Raw genomic sequence first — 19,148 nt, forward strand, 5'->3', positions numbered from 1 at the left:
CACCCCTGCCGCGCGCCCTTTTAAACCCCCCCGGTAAAACCCACCCCCGTTTTCGGGCGGCCCGAAACCCCCCCGACAAAACCCGGTCTGGCCCCCCGGGCGGGGGGCCCAGGCCGGACACCCGGTCCACACGAATGCGTCGTCCTCGGTGGGTGACGGCGAAGGGGGCTAGGTACACCCCTCATTCGGAGGGCAGTCCCATCCTCTGGCGCTTCCGGATCCGGTTGGCTGGTGATCGTCACCGACCAGGACGCAGAGCACCGGGGGATTCGAACATGCAGATGCCGTTGTCGAAAAAGGCCAGGGCCGCCGTGCTGGCAGCAACGCTGCTCGCGCTGGGCTCGCCCGCCGTCGCGACCGCCGCCACCGCCGGGCACACGGCCGCAAGGCACCCCTACGACCAGGACGCGCTCCGGCAGGACCTGGCAGCCGTACGGAAGGCCGGGGGCGGCGATGTGAACGTGCTGGCCAGGGTGGACCGAACGAACGGTGCGCCGCTCATGGCACGCATCGGCACCCGGACGGCCGGTTCCTCGGCCCCGATCCCGTGGAACTCTCACTTCCGCGTGGCGAGCACGACGAAGACGTTCGTGGCGACCGTGGTCCTGCAACTCGTGGCAGAGAAGCGGCTGTCGCTGGACGACACCGTCGAACACTGGCTGCCCGGCGTCGTCGCGGGCAACGGCAACGACGGCAGCCGTATCACCGTCCGCGACCTGCTCCGCCAGACCAGCGGCCTGTACGACTACATCGACGACCCGGAGATCCAGGACCGGTTGATCAACCACTTCGACGAGAACCGCTACGACGCCACCCCGGCGGCCGCCCTGGTCGCGGTGGCGATGAAGCACCGGCCGGTATTCGTGCCCGAGCCGGGCGGGGCCACCCGATGGGCGTACTCCAACACCAACTACCTGCTGGCCGGAATGGTCGCGGAGAAGGCCGGCGGCGCACCCTGGGACGCACTGGTCGAACACCGGGTGATCGCGAAACTGGGACTGCGGAACACCTCCGTTCCCGGGCTCGACCCCTACCTGCCCGACCCGCACGTGAACGCGTACCTGACGGCCGCCGACAGCAAGCGTCTCGACGTCACCGAGCACAGCTTCCAGCACACCGCGGACTCCGGTGTGGTGAGCACCACCGCCGACCTGAACACCTTCTTCCGGGCGCTGGCCGGTGGGAAGCTGCTGCCGGCCGAGCAGTGGCGCGAGATGCGGCGGACCGTCCAGCGGACCGACGACCCGGAGGACGTGGCGGAGATGCCCGAGGGCACCTACGGTCTCGGGCTGCGCAGGATCCCGCTCTCCTGCGGCGGTTTCTCCTACACCCACGAGGGCGACGGGGCGGGCGTCAACACCCGCCCCGCGGTGACCGCCGACGGCAAACGCGCGGTGACCGTCTCCATCACCACCACCACCGCGCCGCCGGATCTTGCCGCCCTCAACCGGGCGACGGGCGCCCTCGTCGACCACGCCCTGTGCGACAAGCCCGCGACGAGCTAGGCGGATTCGTCCTCTGGGCGCACAGCCGTCGCCGATCGCCGACCAGGGCGGGCGCGCTACACCCGGGGCCGTTGCCGGTTTCCCGGTGCAGCGTGCCGGCGGTCGATGTCAGTCCGCGATCGGCAGGTACACCCGGTTCCCGCTCGCCGCGAACTCCTTCGACTTCTGCAGCATCCCCTCCACGACCTCCTCGGCAGACGCCCCCTCAGCCGCCGCCCCACCGAACCGCTCTGTGATGCTGTGGCTGATCTTCATCGAGCAGAACTTCGGCCCGCACATCGAGCAGAAGTGGGCCGTCTTCGCCGGCTCCGCCGGAAGCGTCTCGTCGTGGAACTCGCGTGCCGTGTCCGGGTCCAGGGCGAGGTTGAACTGGTCCTCCCACCGGAACTCGAAGCGGGCGTCGGACAGCGCGTCGTCCCACTCCTGCGCGCCCGGGTGGCCCTTGGCGAGGTCCGCCGCGTGGGCGGCGATCTTGTAGGTGATCACGCCGGTCTTGACGTCGTCCCGGTTGGGCAGACCCAGGTGCTCCTTGGGCGTGACGTAGCACAGCATCGCCGTGCCCCACCAGGCGATCATCGCGGCACCGATGCCGGAGGTGATGTGGTCGTACGCCGGCGCGACGTCCGTGGTCAGCGGGCCGAGCGTATAGAACGGAGCTTCATCGCAGATCTCCTGCTGAAGGTCGATGTTCTCCTTGATCTTGTGCATCGGGACATGGCCCGGGCCTTCGATCATCGTCTGTACATGGAAACGCCTGGCGATCCGGTTGAGTTCCCCGAGCGTACGCAACTCCGCGAACTGGGCCTCGTCGTTGGCGTCCGCGATGGAGCCGGGGCGCAGGCCGTCGCCCAGCGAGTACGTGACGTCGTAGGCGGCGAGGATCTCGCAGAGTTCCTCGAAGTTCTCGTACAGGAACGATTCCTTGTGGTGCGCGAGGCACCAGGCCGCCATGATCGAGCCGCCGCGCGAGACGATGCCGGTCTTGCGGTTGGCGGTGAGCGGCACATACGGCAGCCGCACACCCGCGTGGACGGTCATGTAGTCCACACCCTGCTCGGCCTGTTCGATCACGGTGTCCTTGTAGATCTCCCAGGTCAGCTCCTCGGCCCGGCCGTCGACCTTCTCCAGGGCCTGGTAGAGCGGCACCGTGCCGATGGGGACGGGGGAGTTGCGCAGCACCCATTCGCGGGTGGTGTGGATGTTGCGCCCGGTGGACAGATCCATGACCGTGTCGGCGCCCCAGCGGGTCGCCCAGGTCATCTTCTCGACCTCCTCCTCGATCGAGGAAGTCACCGCCGAGTTGCCGATGTTGGCGTTGACCTTCACCAGGAACCGCTTGCCGATGATCATCGGCTCGATCTCCGGGTGGTTGACGTTGGCCGGCAACACAGCCCGTCCCGCCGCGATCTCCTCGCGGACGACCTCGGGGGAGACGTTCTCGCGGATGGCCACGTACTCCATCTCCGGGGTGACCTCACCCCGGCGGGCGTAGGCCAGTTGTGTGACCGCCTCGCCGTCCCGACTGCGACGTGGCTGGCGCGGGCGGCCTGGGAAGACCGCGTCCAGGTTGCGCAGCCCACCACGCGGCGAGGTGTGCTTGACCCCGTCGTCCTCGGGACGGACGGTGCGGCCCGCGTACTCGGCGGTGTCCCCGCGGGCGATGATCCAGTTCTCCCGCAGCGGCGGCAGACCCCTGCGGACGTCGGTCTCGACGAGCGGATCGGTGTACGGGCCGGAGGTGTCGTAGAGCGTGACCGACTGCCCGTTGGTGAGATGCACCTGACGGACCGGCACCCGAAGGTCGGGGCGCGAACCCTCGACATACCCCTTGTGCCAGCCGATGGACTTCCCGGCCTCTGTGGACGGTTCACCCGCAATGGGCTGTTCGTCCTGACTGAAGGCAGGCGTGCGTGCGTCCTTGTTGGTCATGAGACCTACTCCCTACGCCGGCATTACCCGGTAACAGGTTCGGCGGTCGACGCAGCGGCTTCCGTCGGGCGGCGTTTCCTGTGAAACATCACTCGTTCCACGTGAAACATCGCGAATACGGAGGTCAGCGCCCTCTCAGCCCGGTGCTCCGAGCTCCCGCGTGTGCAAAGGTGCCTCCACGCTAGCGTCAATTCGGGCGCGGTGAACAGAGGGCCCCTGCCGTTCTTGCGATGATCGGGCGGTGACCACGACACAGCAGCACCCCTATCCGCCCCCCGACCCGAGGCGCGGCAACGGTGCCGCACAGGGCGGCGGAACCGGCCACGGGGGCCATGGTGCCGGTGACGCACACGACCACGGACAGGGCCACCCGTACGACCAGGGGCCCACCCACAGTCACGACGACGGCCATGCCCACGGCCACCCGCCCGGTCGGGGACCCGGCCAGGGCGGCTCCGGGGCAGGCGGCGGGCACGGTCACTCGCACAGCCACAGCCATGGCCCGGCCGCGCCGGTCTCCAAGCATCTGCGCAAGGTCATCGCGGCGATCCTCATCCCCTTCACCGCCGCGGTCGTGGTCGGCCTCGTGGTGCTGTGGCCCGGCGGCGCCCCGGCGCACGAGCGCACCGGCGTCGGCTTCGACCGCCAGACGCAGCAGGCCACGGTCACCCAGGTCGTCTCGGTCAGCTGTAAGTCGGTCAACGCCTCCGGGGGCAGCTCGACCGGCGACACCTCCACCGCCGAGGGCAGCTCCGCGAAGCAGGAGGAGGACGGCACCTGCAAGAAGGCCACGGTCCGGGTCGACACCGGCAAGGACAAGGGCCGTACCTTCACCGAGATCGTGCAGCCCGACCAGTCACGTCAGCTGGACGAGGGCGAGAAGGTCGTGGTCGCCTACGAGCCCTCGGCGCCCAAGGACCTGCAGTACTCGGTCACCGATGTGAACCGGAAGTTCCCGATGGCGCTGCTGGCCGGGATCTTCGCGCTCGCCGTCGTCGTGGTGGGCCGCCTGCGCGGTGTGATGGCGCTCGTCGCACTCGCCGTCAGCTTCATGGTGCTGACCCTGTTCATCCTGCCGGCGATCCTGCAGGGCTCGAATCCGCTGCTGGTGGGGGTGGTCGGGTCGAGCGCCATCATGCTGATCGCCTTGTACATGTGCCACGGTCTGTCGGCCCGGACCTCGGTGGCGGTGCTCGGCACGCTGGTCTCACTGTGCCTGATCGGTGTCCTCGGCTCGGAGTTCATCGACTGGGCCGCGCTCACCGGTAACACCGACGACAACACCGGCCTGATCCACGGCCTGTACCCGTCGATCGACATGAGTGGTCTGCTGCTGGCCGGCGTCATCATCGGTTCACTCGGTGTCCTGGACGACGTGACGGTGACCCAGACCTCGGCCGTCTGGGAACTGCACGAGGCCAACCCGACGATGGGCTGGCGCGGGCTGTACCGGGCGGGCATCCGAATCGGCCGCGACCACATCGCGTCCGTCGTCAACACCCTCGTCCTGGCCTACGCGGGCGCCGCACTGCCACTGCTACTGCTCTTCTCCATCGCGCAGAGCAGCGTGGCGACGGTCGCCAACAGCGAGCTGGTGGCCGAGGAGATCGTGCGTACGCTGGTCGGCTCGATCGGCCTGGTCGCCTCGGTACCCGTCACCACGCTGCTCGCGGCGCTGGTGGTGTCGGCCGACCGGCCGGGCACGGCGACGGTCGCGTCCGTGGAGGCCCCGGCGCGTGGCGGGCGAGGGCGGCGCCGGAAGCGGTGAGGGCACGGCGGGCGGCACATGACGGTCCGCACGAGGAGAAGCGGTCCGCCGCCCGCCCAGGGACGCGCAGAAGCGTTCCTGCGCATCCTCACGCGGCTCGACGGAGCGGCTCGCACCCCGTGCCGTAACGCTTCAGCCAGCGCTCTGCTCCTCGGCCAGGATGCGGTCCAGAGCCTCGTCGAGGTGGGCGTCGAAGTCGGCGAGCGCACCTTCCTGGCCCAGCGGCACCAGCTTGTCGGTACGGTCGAGAAAGGCCACCAGCGGTGGTGCCGAGGACCGGAACACCGCCTGGTCGCCACCGACCTGAAGCCTGATCAGGACCTCGCCAAGCACCTCGGAGTCGGCGGGGGCGATATGCACATCGCCCTCCCCGCACGGCCGGCCCACCCCGTCGATCAGCAGCTCACGGCCGAAGGCCCAGGTCACCGGCGCGTCCCCGGGCAGATGGAAGGTGAGCCGCACCGCATACGGATCACAGGTCTCGTAGCGCAACTCCACGGGGATGCGGAAGGAGAGCTCCTCCGAGACGAGAAAGCTCATCATGACTTCTGCTTGTACGGACTCGCGCATCGCCTACCCCGTCATATGACACCGACTGGCCGGGTTTTATCCCTTTGATGGTGGTCAAATCTTGCTGAACGTACACAGCAGATCACAAGGAGTGAGTTTTCAGATACTGATAGCGATCGCCAGGGATCCCAGATGCCGACCCACCTCCGCCTGCAACTGGCGTGCGGCGGGCAGCAGCCGGTCGGCCTGGTGGAGGGGGAGGGAGATGGCCACCGTGGCCGCCGTGGTACCGACAGTGATGGGGATGGCCGCGCACACCGTGCCCAGCGCGTACTCCTGGCGCTCCACCAACGGCTCCATCCGCCGCGTCCGCTCCAGCCGTCGCAGCAGTGCATGGCTGTCGCGGACCGTGTACGGGGTGAGGGCCTGCAGGGGGTAGCGGTCGAGATGGTCACGGCGGGTGTTCTCGTCCAGCTGGAAGAGCAGACACTGGCCGATCGCGTGCGCGTGCGCGGTCTCGCGGAAGTCGGCCCACTCCTCAACCGCCGGGGTGCTCGGGGAGTCGGAGACGCACACGACCTCGATCTCGCCGTCCCGGTACATCGCGTAGTACACCGGCGCACCGATCGAATCCCGCCAGTGGGCGAGGGTGTCGACCACCACGCTGCGACGTTTCTGCTGCGCCCCGCTGCTGCTCAGCCGCTCCGCGGCCTCACCGAGGAAGAACAGCCCCTTGTCGCGGCGCAGATAGCCCTCGTGGACCAGGGTGCGCAGCAGGTGGTAGGCGGTGGGCAGCGCGAGGCCGGTCTCGCGGGCCAGTTGTTTGGCGGGGGCGCCGTGTTCGTGTCCGGCGACACACTCCAGCAGGCGCATCGCACGCTGCACGGAGCCGATGAGGGTGGCCGAGTGCGGCTGTGCGGGATCGGACGGGGTGGCCGGCCGTTGCACGGGAGGTGTGCCGGACCGGCGTTGGGTGGGGGGTGGTGGATGTTCCGTGGGTGCGGAGGTGGCGTCAAGCGTGGCCAAGGGTCACTCCCGGAGCGCGAGGGGGTCAGCGACTCTAACCGTCCGCCACCGCTCCCGGTCGGCCCGTGCGGAAAACTTCCCTCCCCCGAGGGAACCGGCGACTCCTGTTACCGGTCACCGATTCCCACGGTTCTCACCAGTCGCTCTTCGACGAGGAGTTCGACATGAACTTCCGCACGATGTAAATCAGTCCGCCGACCAGCGCCACGAAGATCAGCAACTTGAAGAGCAGGTAGGCCAGGAAGCCGACGATGGAGCCGATCAGGCCACCGAACACCACCAGCGCGATGACCGGCACCGCGATCCACTTCACCCACCACGGCAGACCCGTAAAGATCTCTCGCATTGCCCCTGCCCTCTGCTTTCCCGTGCGCTTCGGCACGTACCGTCGGTCTCGTGCGCGCCGCACGATGCGATGTCCTGCACTCGATGCTAGAGCCGCGAGGGGGCCGTCCGGGGGCCCCTGATCCCTTGTCCTCCCCTGACCCTTCCCCTAGGGAACCCCGAGGGGAAGGTCAGGCCTCGGGGGGAGAGAAGACGACCAGAACCCTCAGATCCTCGCTGATGTGATGGAACTTGTGGGCCACCCCGGCCGGCACGTACACCACACTGCCCCGGGCCACCTGCGTGGTCTCCAGGCCGACGGTGATCGCGGCGCGGCCGCTGACGACGAAGTAGACCTCGTCCTGGTTGTGCGGCTTCTGCGGGTCCTGCTCGCCCGCGTTCAGGGCGTAGAGGCCGACCGACATGTTCCGCTCCCGCAGAAACTGCAGGTAGGCCCCGTCGTTGGCGGCGCGTTCCGCCTCCAGTTCGTCCAGCCGGAATGCCTTCATCGCCGTTGTCCGCCCTCGCCCCACTGCTCGTATCTGATCTCGTCTGCCACGATCAGACACATGAAGAATTTCGTAGTCAAGACGATCGCCAACGCAGGCGCCCTGGCCGTCGCCGTGTGGCTGCTCGACAAGATCACCCTGACCGGCGACAGCACCACCAAGAAGGTCTGGACGCTGATCTTGGTCGCCCTGGTCTTCGGCGTGGTGAACTTCCTGGTCAAGCCGATCGTGAAGATCCTGACCTTCCCGTTGTTCATCCTCACGCTCGGCCTGATCACCCTGGTGGTCAACGCGCTGATGCTGCTGCTGACGTCGTGGGTGTGCGACAAGCTCGACCTGAGTTTCCACGTGCAGGGGTTCTGGACGGCCGTCCTGGGCGGCCTGATCATCTCGATCGTGTCGTGGGCCCTGAACATGATCCTTCCCGACACGGACTGAGCACCCGATGACCTACCGTGTCTGCTTCGTCTGCACCGGCAACATCTGCCGGTCCCCGATGGCCGAATCCGTCTTCCGCGCCCGCATGGCCGAGGCCGGACTCGACGATCGTGTCGAGGTCGACAGCGCCGGCACCGGCGGCTGGCACGAGGGCGACGGCGCCGACCCGCGCACCGTCCGCGTCCTCCAGGAGCACGGCTACGACGGCGACCACACCGCCCGCCAGTTCCAGGCGTCCTGGTTCGACCGCCTCGACCTCGTGATCGCCCTCGACTCCGGCCACCTCAAGGCCCTGCGCCGCCTCGCCCCCACAGTGGAGGACGCCCACAAGGTGCACCTGCTGCGCTCCTACGACCCCGATGCCGCCGACGACCTCGACGTACCGGATCCGTACTACGGCGGTCCTGACGGCTTCGAGGAGTGTCTTGAGATGGTGGAGGCGGCGAGCGAGGGCCTGCTCGCCGCGGTACGCGACGAAGTGGAAGGAACGGCGGCATGAGCGATTCCAGCTCCGACTCCGGCCTCGTGACGGGTGAGGGCACGCGCGCGGTGCGCGCGGGACTGCCCGAGCCGGTCAAGAACGAACCGACCCTGCCCGGCCCGGTGTTCGCCGCACACTTCCATCTGCCGGGCGAGGTCAGCGGACCGTACGCCTACGGCCGTGACGAGAACCCGACCTGGACCCATCTGGAGCGCGCCATCGGCGAGCTGGAGGCGCCCGGCGAGGACGTCGAGACCTTGGTGTTCGCCTCCGGCATGGCGGCCATCTCGGCCGTGCTCTTCTCTCAGCTGCGCGCCGGCGACGCGGTCGTGCTGCCGTCCGACGGCTACCAGGTACTGCCCCTGGTCCGCACCCAGCTGGAGGCCTACGGCATCGAGGTGCGCACCGCGCCGACCGCCGACGACGCCCAGCTCGACGTCCTGGACGGGGCGAAGCTGCTGCTGGTCGAGTCGCCGTGCAACCCCGGGCTCGACGTGTGCGACATCCGGCGGCTCACCGAGGCGGCACACGCGAGTGGCGCCCTCGTCGCCGTCGACAACACCCTCGCCACCCCGCTCGGCCAGCGGCCGCTGGCCCTGGGCGCCGACTTCTCCATGGCCAGCGGCACCAAGCAGCTCACCGGGCACGGGGACGTCCTGCTGGGGTACGTCGCCGGACGCGACACGGAGGCCATGGCCGCCGTACGCCGGTGGCGCAAGATCATCGGCGCGATCGCCGGGCCCATGGAGGCCTGGCTGGCCCATCGCTCCCTGGCCACCCTCCAGTTGCGGGTGGACCGCCAGAACGCCACCGCCCTGGTGCTCGCGGAGGCGCTCCGCCGGCGGCCGGACGTGACCGGGCTGCGCCACCCGGGGCTGCCCGACGACCCCGCGCACAAGATCGCCTCACAGCAGATGCGGCGCTACGGCTCGGTGATCTCCTTCACGCTGCCCACACGCGCGCGTGCCGAGCGTTTTCTGGAATCGCTGCGGCTGGTCGACGATGCGACGAGTTTCGGCGGGGTGCGCTCCACGGCCGAGCGGCGGCGACGCTGGGGCGGGGACGACGTACCGGAGGGCTTCATCCGGCTGTCGGTCGGGGCCGAGGATCCCGAAGATCTGGTGGCCGATGTGCTCCGCGCGCTCGACGAGTCGGATCGGTGACCGGATTACGGACGCCCGCGCCGACCCGACTACGTATAACGGACGGTCCGAACCTCCCCCCTCGTGGCTCGGACCGTCCCGGCTCTCGCGCGCCAAGAACCGCGCGACCAAGGCTAGTTGACTCTGCGTCAGTGTCCAATCACTGTAGGGGCAGAGACCTATCGACTTATTTATAGTTGGGAACCTGCCCCGAGGGCCGGCGAGGGGCAGGGCGAAATGAAGGGTGAACGATGGACCTGGCCTTGTTACGGACCTTTGTGACCGTGCACCGGGCCGGCTCCTTCACCCGCGCCGCGGCCCTGCTCGGGCTCTCGCAGCCGGCAGTGACCTCCCAGATCCGCACTCTGGAGAGACAGCTGGGGCGTCCGCTCTTCCTGCGGCAGGCCCGTGGGGTGACCCCGACGACCATCGGCGACGAACTCGCTCACAAGGCCGCCCCGCACCTCGACGCGCTCGTGGAGATAGCGGAACGCGGCCTCGACGACGACTCCTCGGTACGTACCCTGCATCTCGCCGGGCCGCCCGAGTTCACCGCCGAGCGAGCCCTGCCCGCCCTCTCGGAGCTCGCCGGCGACGACGGCCAGGGATTCGCGCTGCGTGCCTCCTTCGGCAACGCCGAGGAGACCCTGGAGGGTCTGTCCGCCGGACACCACGACCTGGCCATCAGTACGGCCCGGCCGCGTGGTGCCCTGCTCACCGCCACGGCCCTCTGCGACGAGGAGCACGTACTGGTCGCCGCCCCCCGCTGGGCCGAGGAGATCGGCACCGGGACGGTACGCGACAAGGGCGCGCCGGTCCTGGAGAACCTGCCCGTCGTCGAGGTCCACGAGTCGCTGCCCTTCGTCTCGCGCTACTGGGGCTCCGTCTTCGACGCCCTGCCGGCCACCTCCGGCACGGTCGTCGTGCCCGACCTACGTGCCGTCCTCGCCTGCGCGGTCGCGGGCGCGGGCCTCGCCGTACTGCCCCGCTATCTGTGTACGGCCGCCCTGGACCGCGGTGAGGTCATGGCGCTGCATGAGCCCGCGGTACCCCCGCTGCGGACCTACTTCCTGGTGGTACGGACCGGCACGCTCGCCATGCCGCATGTGGCGCGGGCACACGAGTGGCTCCACCACGCGGCTGTGGACTGGGGCTGAGCTCATCAGGCGGGGTTCACGCGATACAGCCGTACGGTGGGGCTTCGCGATGTTTCACGTGGAACTAGCTGGGCCACATTTCTCCCATGACCGTCCGACCCGTGGTCAAGCGCACCGCACGTGCCGTTCTCCTGGACGGCGACGACCTGATTCTGATCAAGCGCACCAAACCAGGTGTCGATCCCTACTGGGTCACTCCCGGTGGCGGGGTCGAACCGGAGGACACCACTGTCGTCGACGCCCTGCACCGCGAGGTGCACGAGGAGCTCGGCGCCAAGATCACCGATGTGGTGCCCTGCTTCGTGGACACCGTGGAACACATCGGCGACAGCGGCAGCACCACCGGTGTGAAGGTGCAGCACTTCTTCGTCTGCCGGCTGGAGTCCATGGACCCCGCCCTACGGCACGGCCCCGAAGTCGAGGAGCCCGCCGGCGAGTACGAGATCGTTCGCGTCCCCTTCACCCGTGTCGGGATCGCCTCTGTGCACCTCGTACCGCTCTCCCTGCGGCACTACCTGGACGGGAACATCGAGGGCGTACGGGCCATGCACGCCCCCGACCTCGGGTGACGGATCAGTCGCCGACCACGACCAGTTCCTCGACCGAGTCATGCCTGATGCGGTGCGCCGGGATGCCGACGTCCCGCAGGGCGTGCACACCGTTGCGGATCATGCCGGGCGGGCCCGCGAGATAGGCGTCGTACTCGCTCCACGGACCGTAGGCGCGGATGGCGTCGGGGAGCTGCAGATGCGCCTGCTGGTCGACGACCGCGCGGACCGAGAGCCAGGGATGGCTCTGCTGAAGCCGGAGCAGGGTGTCGATGTCGTACAGGTCGTGGTCGGTACGGGCGCCGTAGAACACCTCGACCGGGCGGCGTACGCCGCGCTCGGCGATGTCCTCCACCAGCGCCTTGATGGGGGCGATGCCGGTGCCGCCGCCCAGGCAGAGCAGTCCGTTGCCCCTGGAGTGGTCGACGGTCATCGAGCCGACGGCGGGACCGAGACGGATGACGTCACCGGGGCGGGCACGGTGCACCAGCGCGTTGGAGACCCAACCCGCCGGAACGGCCTTCACATGGAACGTCAGCAGCCCGTCCGAGCGAGGCGCGGAGGCGAAGGAGTAGTGCCGCCAGACCCGCGGCCACCAGGGCGTCTCCATGCTCGCGTACTGCCCCGCGAGGAAGGGGTACGGCTGGTCCGGGCGGACGGTGAGCACCGCGATGTCCGCGGTCCTGAGGTCGTGGGCGACGACCTGCGCATGCCACCAGGCCGGTGCGCGCAGTTCGTCCACCGACGCCGCGTCGATCATCACCTGGGACATCGTCGTGTACGCCCGCACCCAGGCCGCCTCCGTCTCCGGGTCCCAGATGCCCGAGGCGTACCTGCTCAACGCGCCGATAAGGCACTCGCCGACCGCCGGGTAGTGCTCCGGGCGGGTGCCGTACTTGCGGTGGCCGCGGCCCAGGTTCTGGAGGTACTCGACCAGGACGGGCGTGTTGTCGATGTGCTCGGCCGCGGTGAGCAGTGCCTTCAGCAGCCGGTCCCGCTGGGTGTCCATGGCGGCCGGGAACAGTGAACGCAGTTCGGGATGGCGCACGAAGAGCAGTGCGTAGAAGTACGAGGTGACCTTGTCGGCTATCGGACCGACCTCGGCCATGGTGCCGCGGATGCGGATCGCGTCCGGGGAGGCGTCCGTACTCGCCTGTGCGGCGCGCTGCGGCGGGACGCGCTGTTCGAAGGTGGGGGGCACGGGTTGTCCGGCCGGGGGCGTGAAGGGGCCGGGGGCCGCGTGCTGCCCGGCGGGGGGAGCCTGGGCGGGGTTCTGGAGGCGGGCGGGCTCCTCCGTCGGCCGTATTCGCTCCCGGGCCTCCGCGGACGCGGGAGGGCGGCTCTGGGGCGTTTCCTGCCATCCACCCGGCGCCGCGACCGGATGTTCCGCGGCGGGCTCGACCGGGGTGTTGCTGGGGGACGTGAACCAGCTGCTTCCGCCGGCCCCGTCGTTGCCCGCCGACGTGGTGGTCGGAGCATCCATGGTGTGCCTCGCCTCGAACATCTTTCGGTCGGTCTGCGCACTTCACTCGGAAGGTGCTTGTGTTCCCCCGTTGACGGCTGGCTCTTCCCGGTCCGGCCTGTGGCCGACACGGCCACATTGAACCCGCGCTTCCTTCGCGTACGGACAAGTAAGGCGAAAGTGTGACATGGACCGCAGTCACTCCCGCCGGGGCGTCTCATCCCGGACGGGAACCGGAGTCGACCCTACCGGCCGTCGCTCTGCACACAAGTCCCCCCTGTCTCCCCCACGAATCCAACAACGGACGAACCACAAGGTCCCTCAACTACCGGGAGCCACGCGCCAATCCATAGGCATCCCATAGATCCCGTCCCGTGTAGGAGTACGTCGCGAGACCGGCGAGATGTCCGTCCGCATTGACCGCCACAGACACCGGAACCACGGAGAACAACTCCCTGTCCGACATCGAATCCCCGTAGGCGACACAGTCCGCCCGGCCGACCCCGAACTCCTCGCACAGGCGGTCGGCGATGGTCACCTTGGCCGCAGGATCAAGGATGCCCGCCGGGTCCACCGGCTCGACGAAGGGCACCGCCGGGAAGCGCGATCCGAAGGCAGCATGGGCTCCCCAGTCCAGTAGGCGCTCCACGAAGAACGAGGGCGAGAGCGAGACCACGGCGCAATACTCGCCCGCTGCCCTGATCTCGGCCCAGACATCCCGGATACGAGCGAGCCAAGGCGCTCCGTCGAATGCCGCGGCCACATGCGCGTCGGTCAGCTCGGCCCAGAGGGAGTACACGCGCGCCGCGTACTCCGGCGGAGCTATCCGTCCTGCTGAAATCGCCCGGTCAAGCTCCACCGTCTGAGCTTCCAGGCCGAGTTGACGGGAGATCTCGACGGGGGCGGAGGTGCCGTGCAGCAATGTGCCGTCGAGATCGAAGAGATGAAGTCGCGCCATGGCCCCGAGGCTAGTGGGAAGGGATCACCGCTCCCCCGGGAGATCTCGGGCAGTGGCTGTGGGGCGATGTTTCACGTGAAACGTCCCCCGTCTGTCCAGGGGGCGTGCTCGGGGCTACGGCATGGCCAAAACCGCGTGCGTCTACCTGGAAACAGGTGGACGTCACGGGTGCCGGTCGGAAAGCCTGACCTGCGTGCCCACTCCTTCCGTCGCCTCACTGCCCATTCGCCGACTGACGCCACGCGATCTCACCGCCTGCGCGGACTTGTCCGAGGATCGGGGGTGGCCACGCGAGGAACACAAGTGGCGCCTGCTCCTCACGGCCGGAAAGGGATACGGCATCGACGACCCCGGCGGAGGCCTGGTCGCCGCCTGCGTCATCACGGAGTACGGCTCGGGGGAGCGCCCGGATCTCGGCGCGATCGGCATGGTCCTGGTCGCCGCACGGCATGCCCGTCAGGGTGTCGGGCGCCGGCTGATGCGCCACATGGTCTCGGCAATGGGGACGACTCCCCTGACTCTGTACGCGACGCCGTACGGCCGTCCGCTCTACGAGGAGCTGGGGTTCAAGACAACGGGGCGCTCGGAGATGCTGACCGGGCCCTTCACTCCGGGCGGCCCCGAGCCCCGGGTGGCGACACGGGCGGCCGCGGCCGAGGACCTCGGCTCCATCCTGCGGCTGGACGAGGAGGTGTTCGGTACCGACCGCACGCCTCTCATCGCCCGCCTGCCCGCGTTCTCGGACCAGCTGCGGGTGGCCGTGGACGGCGGCCAGGTCGTCGGCTATGCGGCCGCGTGGCCCAACATGGACACTCATGTCGTCGGGCCGCTGATCGCCCGCGACACGGAGACGGCGAAGTCCCTCCTCGCCTCGCTCGCCGCCCACACCGACCGCCCGCTCCGCACCGACATCGACATCCGGCACGGGGAACTGCTGGCATGGGCGAAGGAGCACGGGCTTGCCTCCGTCGCCATGAACTCCGTGATGACCTATGGCATCACGGAGTTGCCGGGAGACTGGACACGGCGGTTCGCGCCGCTGACAGTGGCGGCGGGCTGAGGATCCACCGGTACGGCGAACGCCGGCCCCCTGGGGGAGCCGGCGTTCCGCGCGGATCGGGGTGCGGTCAGACGAGTGCCTGCACGGCGTCCGTGGCGAAGCCGTGGTCCTGGTCGGGGGCACCGCCGCCGACGCCGACAGCGCCGATCAGCCGGCCGTCGCGGTGGACGGGGACACCGCCCGCGATGAAGAGCAGGGGCCGGTCGAGCGCCGTGGGCAGGGTGTGGAAGAGCCCACCGGGCTGGACGGCGTCGACGAGGTCGGCGGTGGGGCTGTTCAGTTGGAGCGCCGTGTAGGCCTTGCGGGTGCTGGTCTCGCCGGAGATCAGCACGGCGCGGTCGTCCCGCCGGAAGGCGAGCAGATGGCCCCCGGCGTCCAGGACGGTGACGCTGACGGTGACCCCGGCGGCCTCGGCGGCGCGCTGGGCCTCGGTGATCAGGAGCTCGGCGTCCTGGATGGTGAGCGGGGCGACGGTGGTGGTGCTCATGAGAGCGGTTCTCCTTGGATGGTGCTGGGGGAAACGGCATGGGCGGGCCGGGAGGCGCCCTGCGTCCCAGGGCAGGGCTCGGTCGGTGCCGACCCGCAACTGTGGCCTTGCGACCGTCTCAGTGGTGGACCGACTCCCGCTGCGCCGCGGGCATACGGCCGGCGGCCACGGCGCTCGGGGCACTGTCGCGGCGCTCCAGTGCGGCCGACAGGAAGGCGAGGAGCAGGGCGGCCGCGGCGAGGGCGGCGCCGACCCAGTTGGGGGAGGTATAGCCGAAGCCCGCGGCGATCACGATGCCGCCGAGCCAGGCGGACAGGGCGTTGCCGAGGTTGAATGCGCCGATGTTCACGGCCGAGGCCAGAGTGGGGGCACCGTGCGCCTGGTCGAGGACGCGCTTCTGCAGCGGCGGGACGGTCGCGAAGCCCAGGGCGCCGATCAGGGCGACGGTCACGGCGGCCGCGATCTTGTTGTGCGCGGTGACCGTGAAGAGGGCGAGGACGACCGCCAGGGCGCCCAGCGACACGTACAGCATGGGCATCAGGGCGCGGTCGGCGAACCTGCCGCCGACGAGGTTGCCGCCGACCATGCCGAGACCGAACAGGACCAGCAGCCAGGTGACGGAGCCGTCGGCGAAGCTGGCGACATGGGTCATCATCGGTGCGATGTAGGTGATGGCCGCGAAGACCCCACCGAAGCCGAGGACGGTCATCGCCATGGCGAGCAGGACCTGGGTGTTCTTGAACGCGGCCAGCTCGTGCCGCAGGCGCACGCCTTCCGGCTTGGGCAGCTCGGGCACCAGCTTGGCAATGCCGGCCAGCCCGACGATGCCGAGGGCGGCGACGATGCCGAAGGTGACACGCCAGCCGACGTGCTGTCCCACCAGGGTGCCGAGCGGGACACCGACGACGTTGGCGACGGTGAGGCCGGTGAACATCATCGCGATGGCGCCGGCCTTCTTGCTCGGGGCGACCAGTTCGGCCGCCACGACCGACCCGATACCGAAGAAGGCGCCGTGGGCGAGGGAGGCGACCACCCGGCCGATCAGCATGACGGCGACGGAAGGGGCGACGGCAGACAGCAGATTGCCCGCGATGAACAAGCCCATTAGCAACATCAGCATCCGCTTGCGCGGGACCTTGGTGCCCAGGACGGTCATCAGCGGGGCGCCCACCACCACACCGAGCGCGTATCCGGTAACCAGCAGGCCGGCGGTGGGGATGGAGACCCCGAAATCGCCCGCGACCTCGGGCAGCAAACCCATGATCACGAACTCGGTCGTTCCGATTCCGAAGGCCCCGATCGCGAGGGCCAGAAGCGCGAGAGGCATGGGGGGTACACCTTCCCAGACGATTGCAGGTGCGCTTAGCGTGCGTCCACATTAATTGCACGCGCGGGCTATATGCAACCGCTGGATATTGCGAACCTGCTCTATCCTGGTGTCAGCCGCTCCGGGACGGAGGAACACGCCAATGACAGCGACAGACCCCGCGCTCACCGCCCTTGCCCAGGGCTGGTGCGCTCTCTCCCTGCTCCACGGGAGGATCGAGGCGCACATCGAGCGCGCCCTTCAGGGGAAGCACGACCTGAGCGTGCGCGAATACTCCCTGCTGGATGTCCTCAGCCGACAGCATGACGACGAAGGGGGCCATCTGCAGATGAAGCAGGTCGCCGACGCAGTCGTCCTCAGCCAGAGCGCCACCACCCGGCTGGTGACGCGCCTCGAAGACCGGGGCCTCCTGGAGCGCTACCTCTGCCCGACCGACCGGCGCGGCATCTACACGAACGTCACCGAGACGGGGCTGCGGCTGCTCGAAGAGGCTCGCCCCACCAATGACACCGCGTTGCGCGAGGCCCTGGACGAGGCGGCCAGGAACCCGGAGCTGGCTCCCCTGGTGCGGGTCGTGGAATCGCTGAACGTGCCCGCATAGGCTGCGGGCATGGGAGATCTTGACATACGTGCCGCGGTCGCCGACGACATCCCGGCCATCGTCGGCATGCTCGCCGACGACCCGCTGGGCGCCCGGCGGGAATCACCGGACGACCTGACGCCCTATCTCAGCGCCCTGGAGCGGCTCAGCGCCGACCCCAACCAACAGCTGGTGGTCGCCGTACGCGAGGGCCGCGTCGTCGGCACGCTCCAGCTGACGATCATCCCCGGACTGTCGAGACGCGGCGCCACGCGGTCGATCATCGAGGCCGTACGCATCCACGCGGACGAACGTGGCGGTGGGCTGGGCACCCGGTTCATCGAGTGGGCGATCGAGGAATCTCGCCGTCAGGGCTGCCAGTTGGTGCAGCTGACCTCGGACGCGTCGCGCACCGGCGCCCACCGCTTCTATGAGCGGCTCGGCTTCACCGACTCGCACGTCGGCTTCAAGCTTGAGATCTGACCATCAGGCGCTGATGGTGCACCCGTTCCGGGGGTGGTGTTTCACGTGAAACACCACCCCGGCTCATCTAGCCGATCCCCCGCCACCCCTCGGGGTCCACTCCGCCGGGGACAGGAGCCGTCTCCTCGTACGGCTGACGCGTGAAGACGAACGAACCGAGGTCCAGGTGGCTCACAGCGCCGTCCGGCCGCCGTACGGGCCGTAGAAGCTCTCCGGCGTAGTAGCCCTCAAGGCCGGTCCAGGTGCCGTCACCATTGGCCCGGAAGCGTGCACGGCGGCCGGCGCCCGACAGCGGCCCCAGCGAGACCAGCCCGTCGGCCGTCATCCGCAGCGCGAAGGGGTGCGTACCCCAGTACCACTGGCCCGCCAACTCCAGAACAGACGGCTCGACCTGGGCCAGGGGCCGCCATGGGTCGGGAATGCGCGGCTCGGCCTCCGCGACGATACGGACGAGGTCGGCGCCAACGACGGACAGCAGCGGGCCCGAGGTGCAGTTCGCGAGCACCACGGCCGCCACGTCCTCGTCCACGCTGAGGGTGAGACTGGCCAGAAAACCGGGCAGCGAGCCGGAGTGCCCGACCAGCAGCCGGCCGTCGCGGCGCTGGACCTGAAGACCGAGTCCGTAGGTGGCGCCGTCCAGCACATCGGCGGGCTCGGCAGGAGCCGCCGGAATGCGCATCTCTCCTACGGACTCCGCGCTCAGGACCCGGTCGTCGCCGGCCGCCAGGAACACCGCGAAGCGGGCCAGGTCACCGGTTGTCGACCAGAGTTGTCCAGCCGGCGCCATGCGCCCGAGGTCCTCCAGTGGCTCCGGGAGCATCGCGTCGGCCCAGGGATGCACCGCCCAGCCGCCCGCGTGCGGCGCCCGCGGTTGGGTGCTCGTGCGATGGAGGCCCAGCGGTTCGAGCACCTCCCGCCGGAGCACCTCCTCCCAGGGGGCGCCGCGGAGTTCCTCGACCAGGGCGCCGAGCAGGGTGTAGCCGGGGTTTGAGTAGTGGTGCCGGCGGCCGACGGGGTGCAGGAGGGGCTGCTCGCCGAGGACATCACTGAGTTCCGGGCGCAGCGAGCCCGGAGTACGCTCCCACCAGGGTGCGGGTGACTCGGCCGCCAACCCGCCCGTGTGCGCGAGGAGTTCGGCGATCGTCGCCTCCCCCGCGCCGGTGCCCGGCAGGTGCTTCTCCAGTGGATCGCCGAGATCGAGCAGCCCTTCGTCGCGCAGCCGGAGCACCAGAACGGCCGTGAACGTCTTGGTGATGGAGCCGATCCGGTACTGCACGTTCTCGTCCGGCCCGTGTCCCTCCACCGAGGTCCGCGCCCCGTGCCAGACGGTCCGCCCGCCGCGCACGACCGCCGCCACCAGCGACGGCGCCCGCCCCTCGAACTGGGCGACCGCGATCCGGTGCAGCAGCGCCCGCCGGGTGGCGGGCAGCAGCTCTTCCTGAAATGTCGTCATG

The 19,148-nt window shown here is 69.4% G+C and carries 20 protein-coding genes; 10 read left to right on the forward strand and 10 right to left on the reverse strand.

Translation table 11 applies throughout. The annotated features are described in order from the left end of the window. The first annotated feature begins 275 nt into the window (after nt 1–275). Entirely contained in the window at nt 276–1,505 is a 1,230-nt protein-coding gene (locus ACWGJB_RS24940; protein WP_453382322.1) for a serine hydrolase domain-containing protein, read from the forward strand. Nucleotides 1,506–1,613: 108 nt separating this feature from the next. Here ACWGJB_RS24940 and thiC read toward each other — a convergent pair whose 3' ends face one another. Continuing rightward, nucleotides 1,614–3,434, reverse strand: a complete 1,821-nt coding sequence (gene thiC, locus ACWGJB_RS24945; protein WP_453382323.1) for a phosphomethylpyrimidine synthase ThiC — start codon at nt 3,432–3,434, stop codon at nt 1,614–1,616. A gap of 241 nt (nt 3,435–3,675) precedes the next feature. Between thiC and ACWGJB_RS24950 the strand changes: the two genes are divergently transcribed. Then, complete coding sequence (locus ACWGJB_RS24950; RefSeq protein WP_453382324.1) at nt 3,676–5,202, forward strand: YibE/F family protein; 1,527 nt, start codon at nt 3,676–3,678, stop codon at nt 5,200–5,202. A gap of 132 nt (nt 5,203–5,334) precedes the next feature. On the opposite strand, the gene ACWGJB_RS24955 is transcribed toward ACWGJB_RS24950, so the two are convergent. The 4 genes from ACWGJB_RS24955 to ACWGJB_RS24970 form a co-directional block, all read right to left on the reverse strand. Beyond that, a complete protein-coding gene (locus tag ACWGJB_RS24955) occupies nt 5,335–5,772 on the reverse strand; it encodes an SsgA family sporulation/cell division regulator (protein WP_351748159.1) in 438 nt (145 codons plus the stop codon). Between the two features lie 99 nt (nt 5,773–5,871). Further along, on the reverse strand, nt 5,872–6,660 hold the full coding sequence (locus ACWGJB_RS24960; RefSeq protein WP_453382325.1) for an IclR family transcriptional regulator: 789 nt from the start codon (nt 6,658–6,660) through the stop codon (nt 5,872–5,874). 211 nt (nt 6,661–6,871) lie between these two features. Beyond that, the gene (locus ACWGJB_RS24965; protein ID WP_351695787.1) at nt 6,872–7,084 is read right to left on the reverse strand and encodes a DUF5326 family protein; all 213 of its coding nucleotides are present in this window, start codon (nt 7,082–7,084) and stop codon (nt 6,872–6,874) included. 169 nt (nt 7,085–7,253) lie between these two features. Then, complete coding sequence (locus tag ACWGJB_RS24970) at nt 7,254–7,571, reverse strand: cupin domain-containing protein (RefSeq protein ID WP_351695789.1); 318 nt, start codon at nt 7,569–7,571, stop codon at nt 7,254–7,256. Between the two features lie 60 nt (nt 7,572–7,631). Here ACWGJB_RS24970 and ACWGJB_RS24975 point away from each other — a divergent pair, with 60 nt between their 5' ends. The 5 genes from ACWGJB_RS24975 to ACWGJB_RS24995 all read left to right on the forward strand — a co-directional run bounded on the left by ACWGJB_RS24975 (nt 7,632) and on the right by ACWGJB_RS24995 (nt 11,358). Next, nucleotides 7,632–8,009: a phage holin family protein gene (locus tag ACWGJB_RS24975; protein ID WP_360480882.1), complete on the forward strand. Its 378-nt coding sequence runs from the start codon at nt 7,632–7,634 to the stop codon at nt 8,007–8,009. A gap of 7 nt (nt 8,010–8,016) precedes the next feature. Further along, nucleotides 8,017–8,508, forward strand: a complete 492-nt coding sequence (locus ACWGJB_RS24980; protein WP_453382326.1) for a low molecular weight protein-tyrosine-phosphatase — start codon at nt 8,017–8,019, stop codon at nt 8,506–8,508. After that, nucleotides 8,505–9,653 (forward strand): cystathionine gamma-lyase, encoded by a 1,149-nt coding sequence (locus ACWGJB_RS24985; protein WP_453382327.1) that lies wholly within the window; start codon nt 8,505–8,507, stop codon nt 9,651–9,653. The genes ACWGJB_RS24980 and ACWGJB_RS24985 overlap by 4 nt, the downstream gene beginning before the upstream one ends. A 230-nt stretch (nt 9,654–9,883) precedes the next feature. Continuing rightward, the gene (locus ACWGJB_RS24990) at nt 9,884–10,789 is read left to right on the forward strand and encodes a LysR family transcriptional regulator (protein ID WP_453382328.1); all 906 of its coding nucleotides are present in this window, start codon (nt 9,884–9,886) and stop codon (nt 10,787–10,789) included. 86 nt (nt 10,790–10,875) lie between these two features. Then, the gene (locus tag ACWGJB_RS24995) at nt 10,876–11,358 is read left to right on the forward strand and encodes an NUDIX hydrolase (RefSeq protein WP_351695799.1); all 483 of its coding nucleotides are present in this window, start codon (nt 10,876–10,878) and stop codon (nt 11,356–11,358) included. A gap of 4 nt (nt 11,359–11,362) precedes the next feature. On the opposite strand, the gene ACWGJB_RS25000 is transcribed toward ACWGJB_RS24995, so the two are convergent. Next, complete coding sequence (locus ACWGJB_RS25000) at nt 11,363–12,841, reverse strand: globin domain-containing protein (RefSeq protein WP_453382329.1); 1,479 nt, start codon at nt 12,839–12,841, stop codon at nt 11,363–11,365. 283 nt (nt 12,842–13,124) lie between these two features. Beyond that, nucleotides 13,125–13,757, reverse strand: a complete 633-nt coding sequence (locus tag ACWGJB_RS25005) for an HAD family hydrolase (RefSeq protein ID WP_453382330.1) — start codon at nt 13,755–13,757, stop codon at nt 13,125–13,127. A 193-nt stretch (nt 13,758–13,950) separates the two neighbouring features. Here ACWGJB_RS25005 and ACWGJB_RS25010 point away from each other — a divergent pair, with 193 nt between their 5' ends. Then, nucleotides 13,951–14,817 carry a GNAT family N-acetyltransferase gene (locus ACWGJB_RS25010; RefSeq protein ID WP_453382331.1) on the forward strand — a complete coding sequence of 289 codons (867 nt, stop codon included), beginning with the start codon at nt 13,951–13,953 and terminating at the stop codon, nt 14,815–14,817. A gap of 67 nt (nt 14,818–14,884) precedes the next feature. On the opposite strand, the gene ACWGJB_RS25015 is transcribed toward ACWGJB_RS25010, so the two are convergent. Both ACWGJB_RS25015 and ACWGJB_RS25020 read right to left on the reverse strand, forming a co-directional pair. Next, on the reverse strand, nt 14,885–15,304 hold the full coding sequence (locus ACWGJB_RS25015; protein ID WP_453382332.1) for a GlcG/HbpS family heme-binding protein: 420 nt from the start codon (nt 15,302–15,304) through the stop codon (nt 14,885–14,887). A 118-nt stretch (nt 15,305–15,422) separates the two neighbouring features. Continuing rightward, nucleotides 15,423–16,631 carry an MFS transporter gene (locus ACWGJB_RS25020; RefSeq protein ID WP_453382333.1) on the reverse strand — a complete coding sequence of 403 codons (1,209 nt, stop codon included), beginning with the start codon at nt 16,629–16,631 and terminating at the stop codon, nt 15,423–15,425. Between the two features lie 142 nt (nt 16,632–16,773). Here ACWGJB_RS25020 and ACWGJB_RS25025 point away from each other — a divergent pair, with 142 nt between their 5' ends. Continuing rightward, nucleotides 16,774–17,232 carry a MarR family winged helix-turn-helix transcriptional regulator gene (locus tag ACWGJB_RS25025; protein WP_360480858.1) on the forward strand — a complete coding sequence of 153 codons (459 nt, stop codon included), beginning with the start codon at nt 16,774–16,776 and terminating at the stop codon, nt 17,230–17,232. Nucleotides 17,233–17,241: 9 nt separating this feature from the next. After that, nucleotides 17,242–17,694 carry an N-acetyltransferase family protein gene (locus ACWGJB_RS25030; protein ID WP_453382334.1) on the forward strand — a complete coding sequence of 151 codons (453 nt, stop codon included), beginning with the start codon at nt 17,242–17,244 and terminating at the stop codon, nt 17,692–17,694. A gap of 67 nt (nt 17,695–17,761) precedes the next feature. On the opposite strand, the gene ACWGJB_RS25035 is transcribed toward ACWGJB_RS25030, so the two are convergent. Beyond that, the gene (locus tag ACWGJB_RS25035; RefSeq protein WP_453382335.1) at nt 17,762–19,147 is read right to left on the reverse strand and encodes a serine hydrolase domain-containing protein; all 1,386 of its coding nucleotides are present in this window, start codon (nt 19,145–19,147) and stop codon (nt 17,762–17,764) included. Nucleotide 19,148: the final 1 nt, after the last annotated feature.

Source organism: Streptomyces sp. NPDC054813 (genome assembly GCF_053611365.1).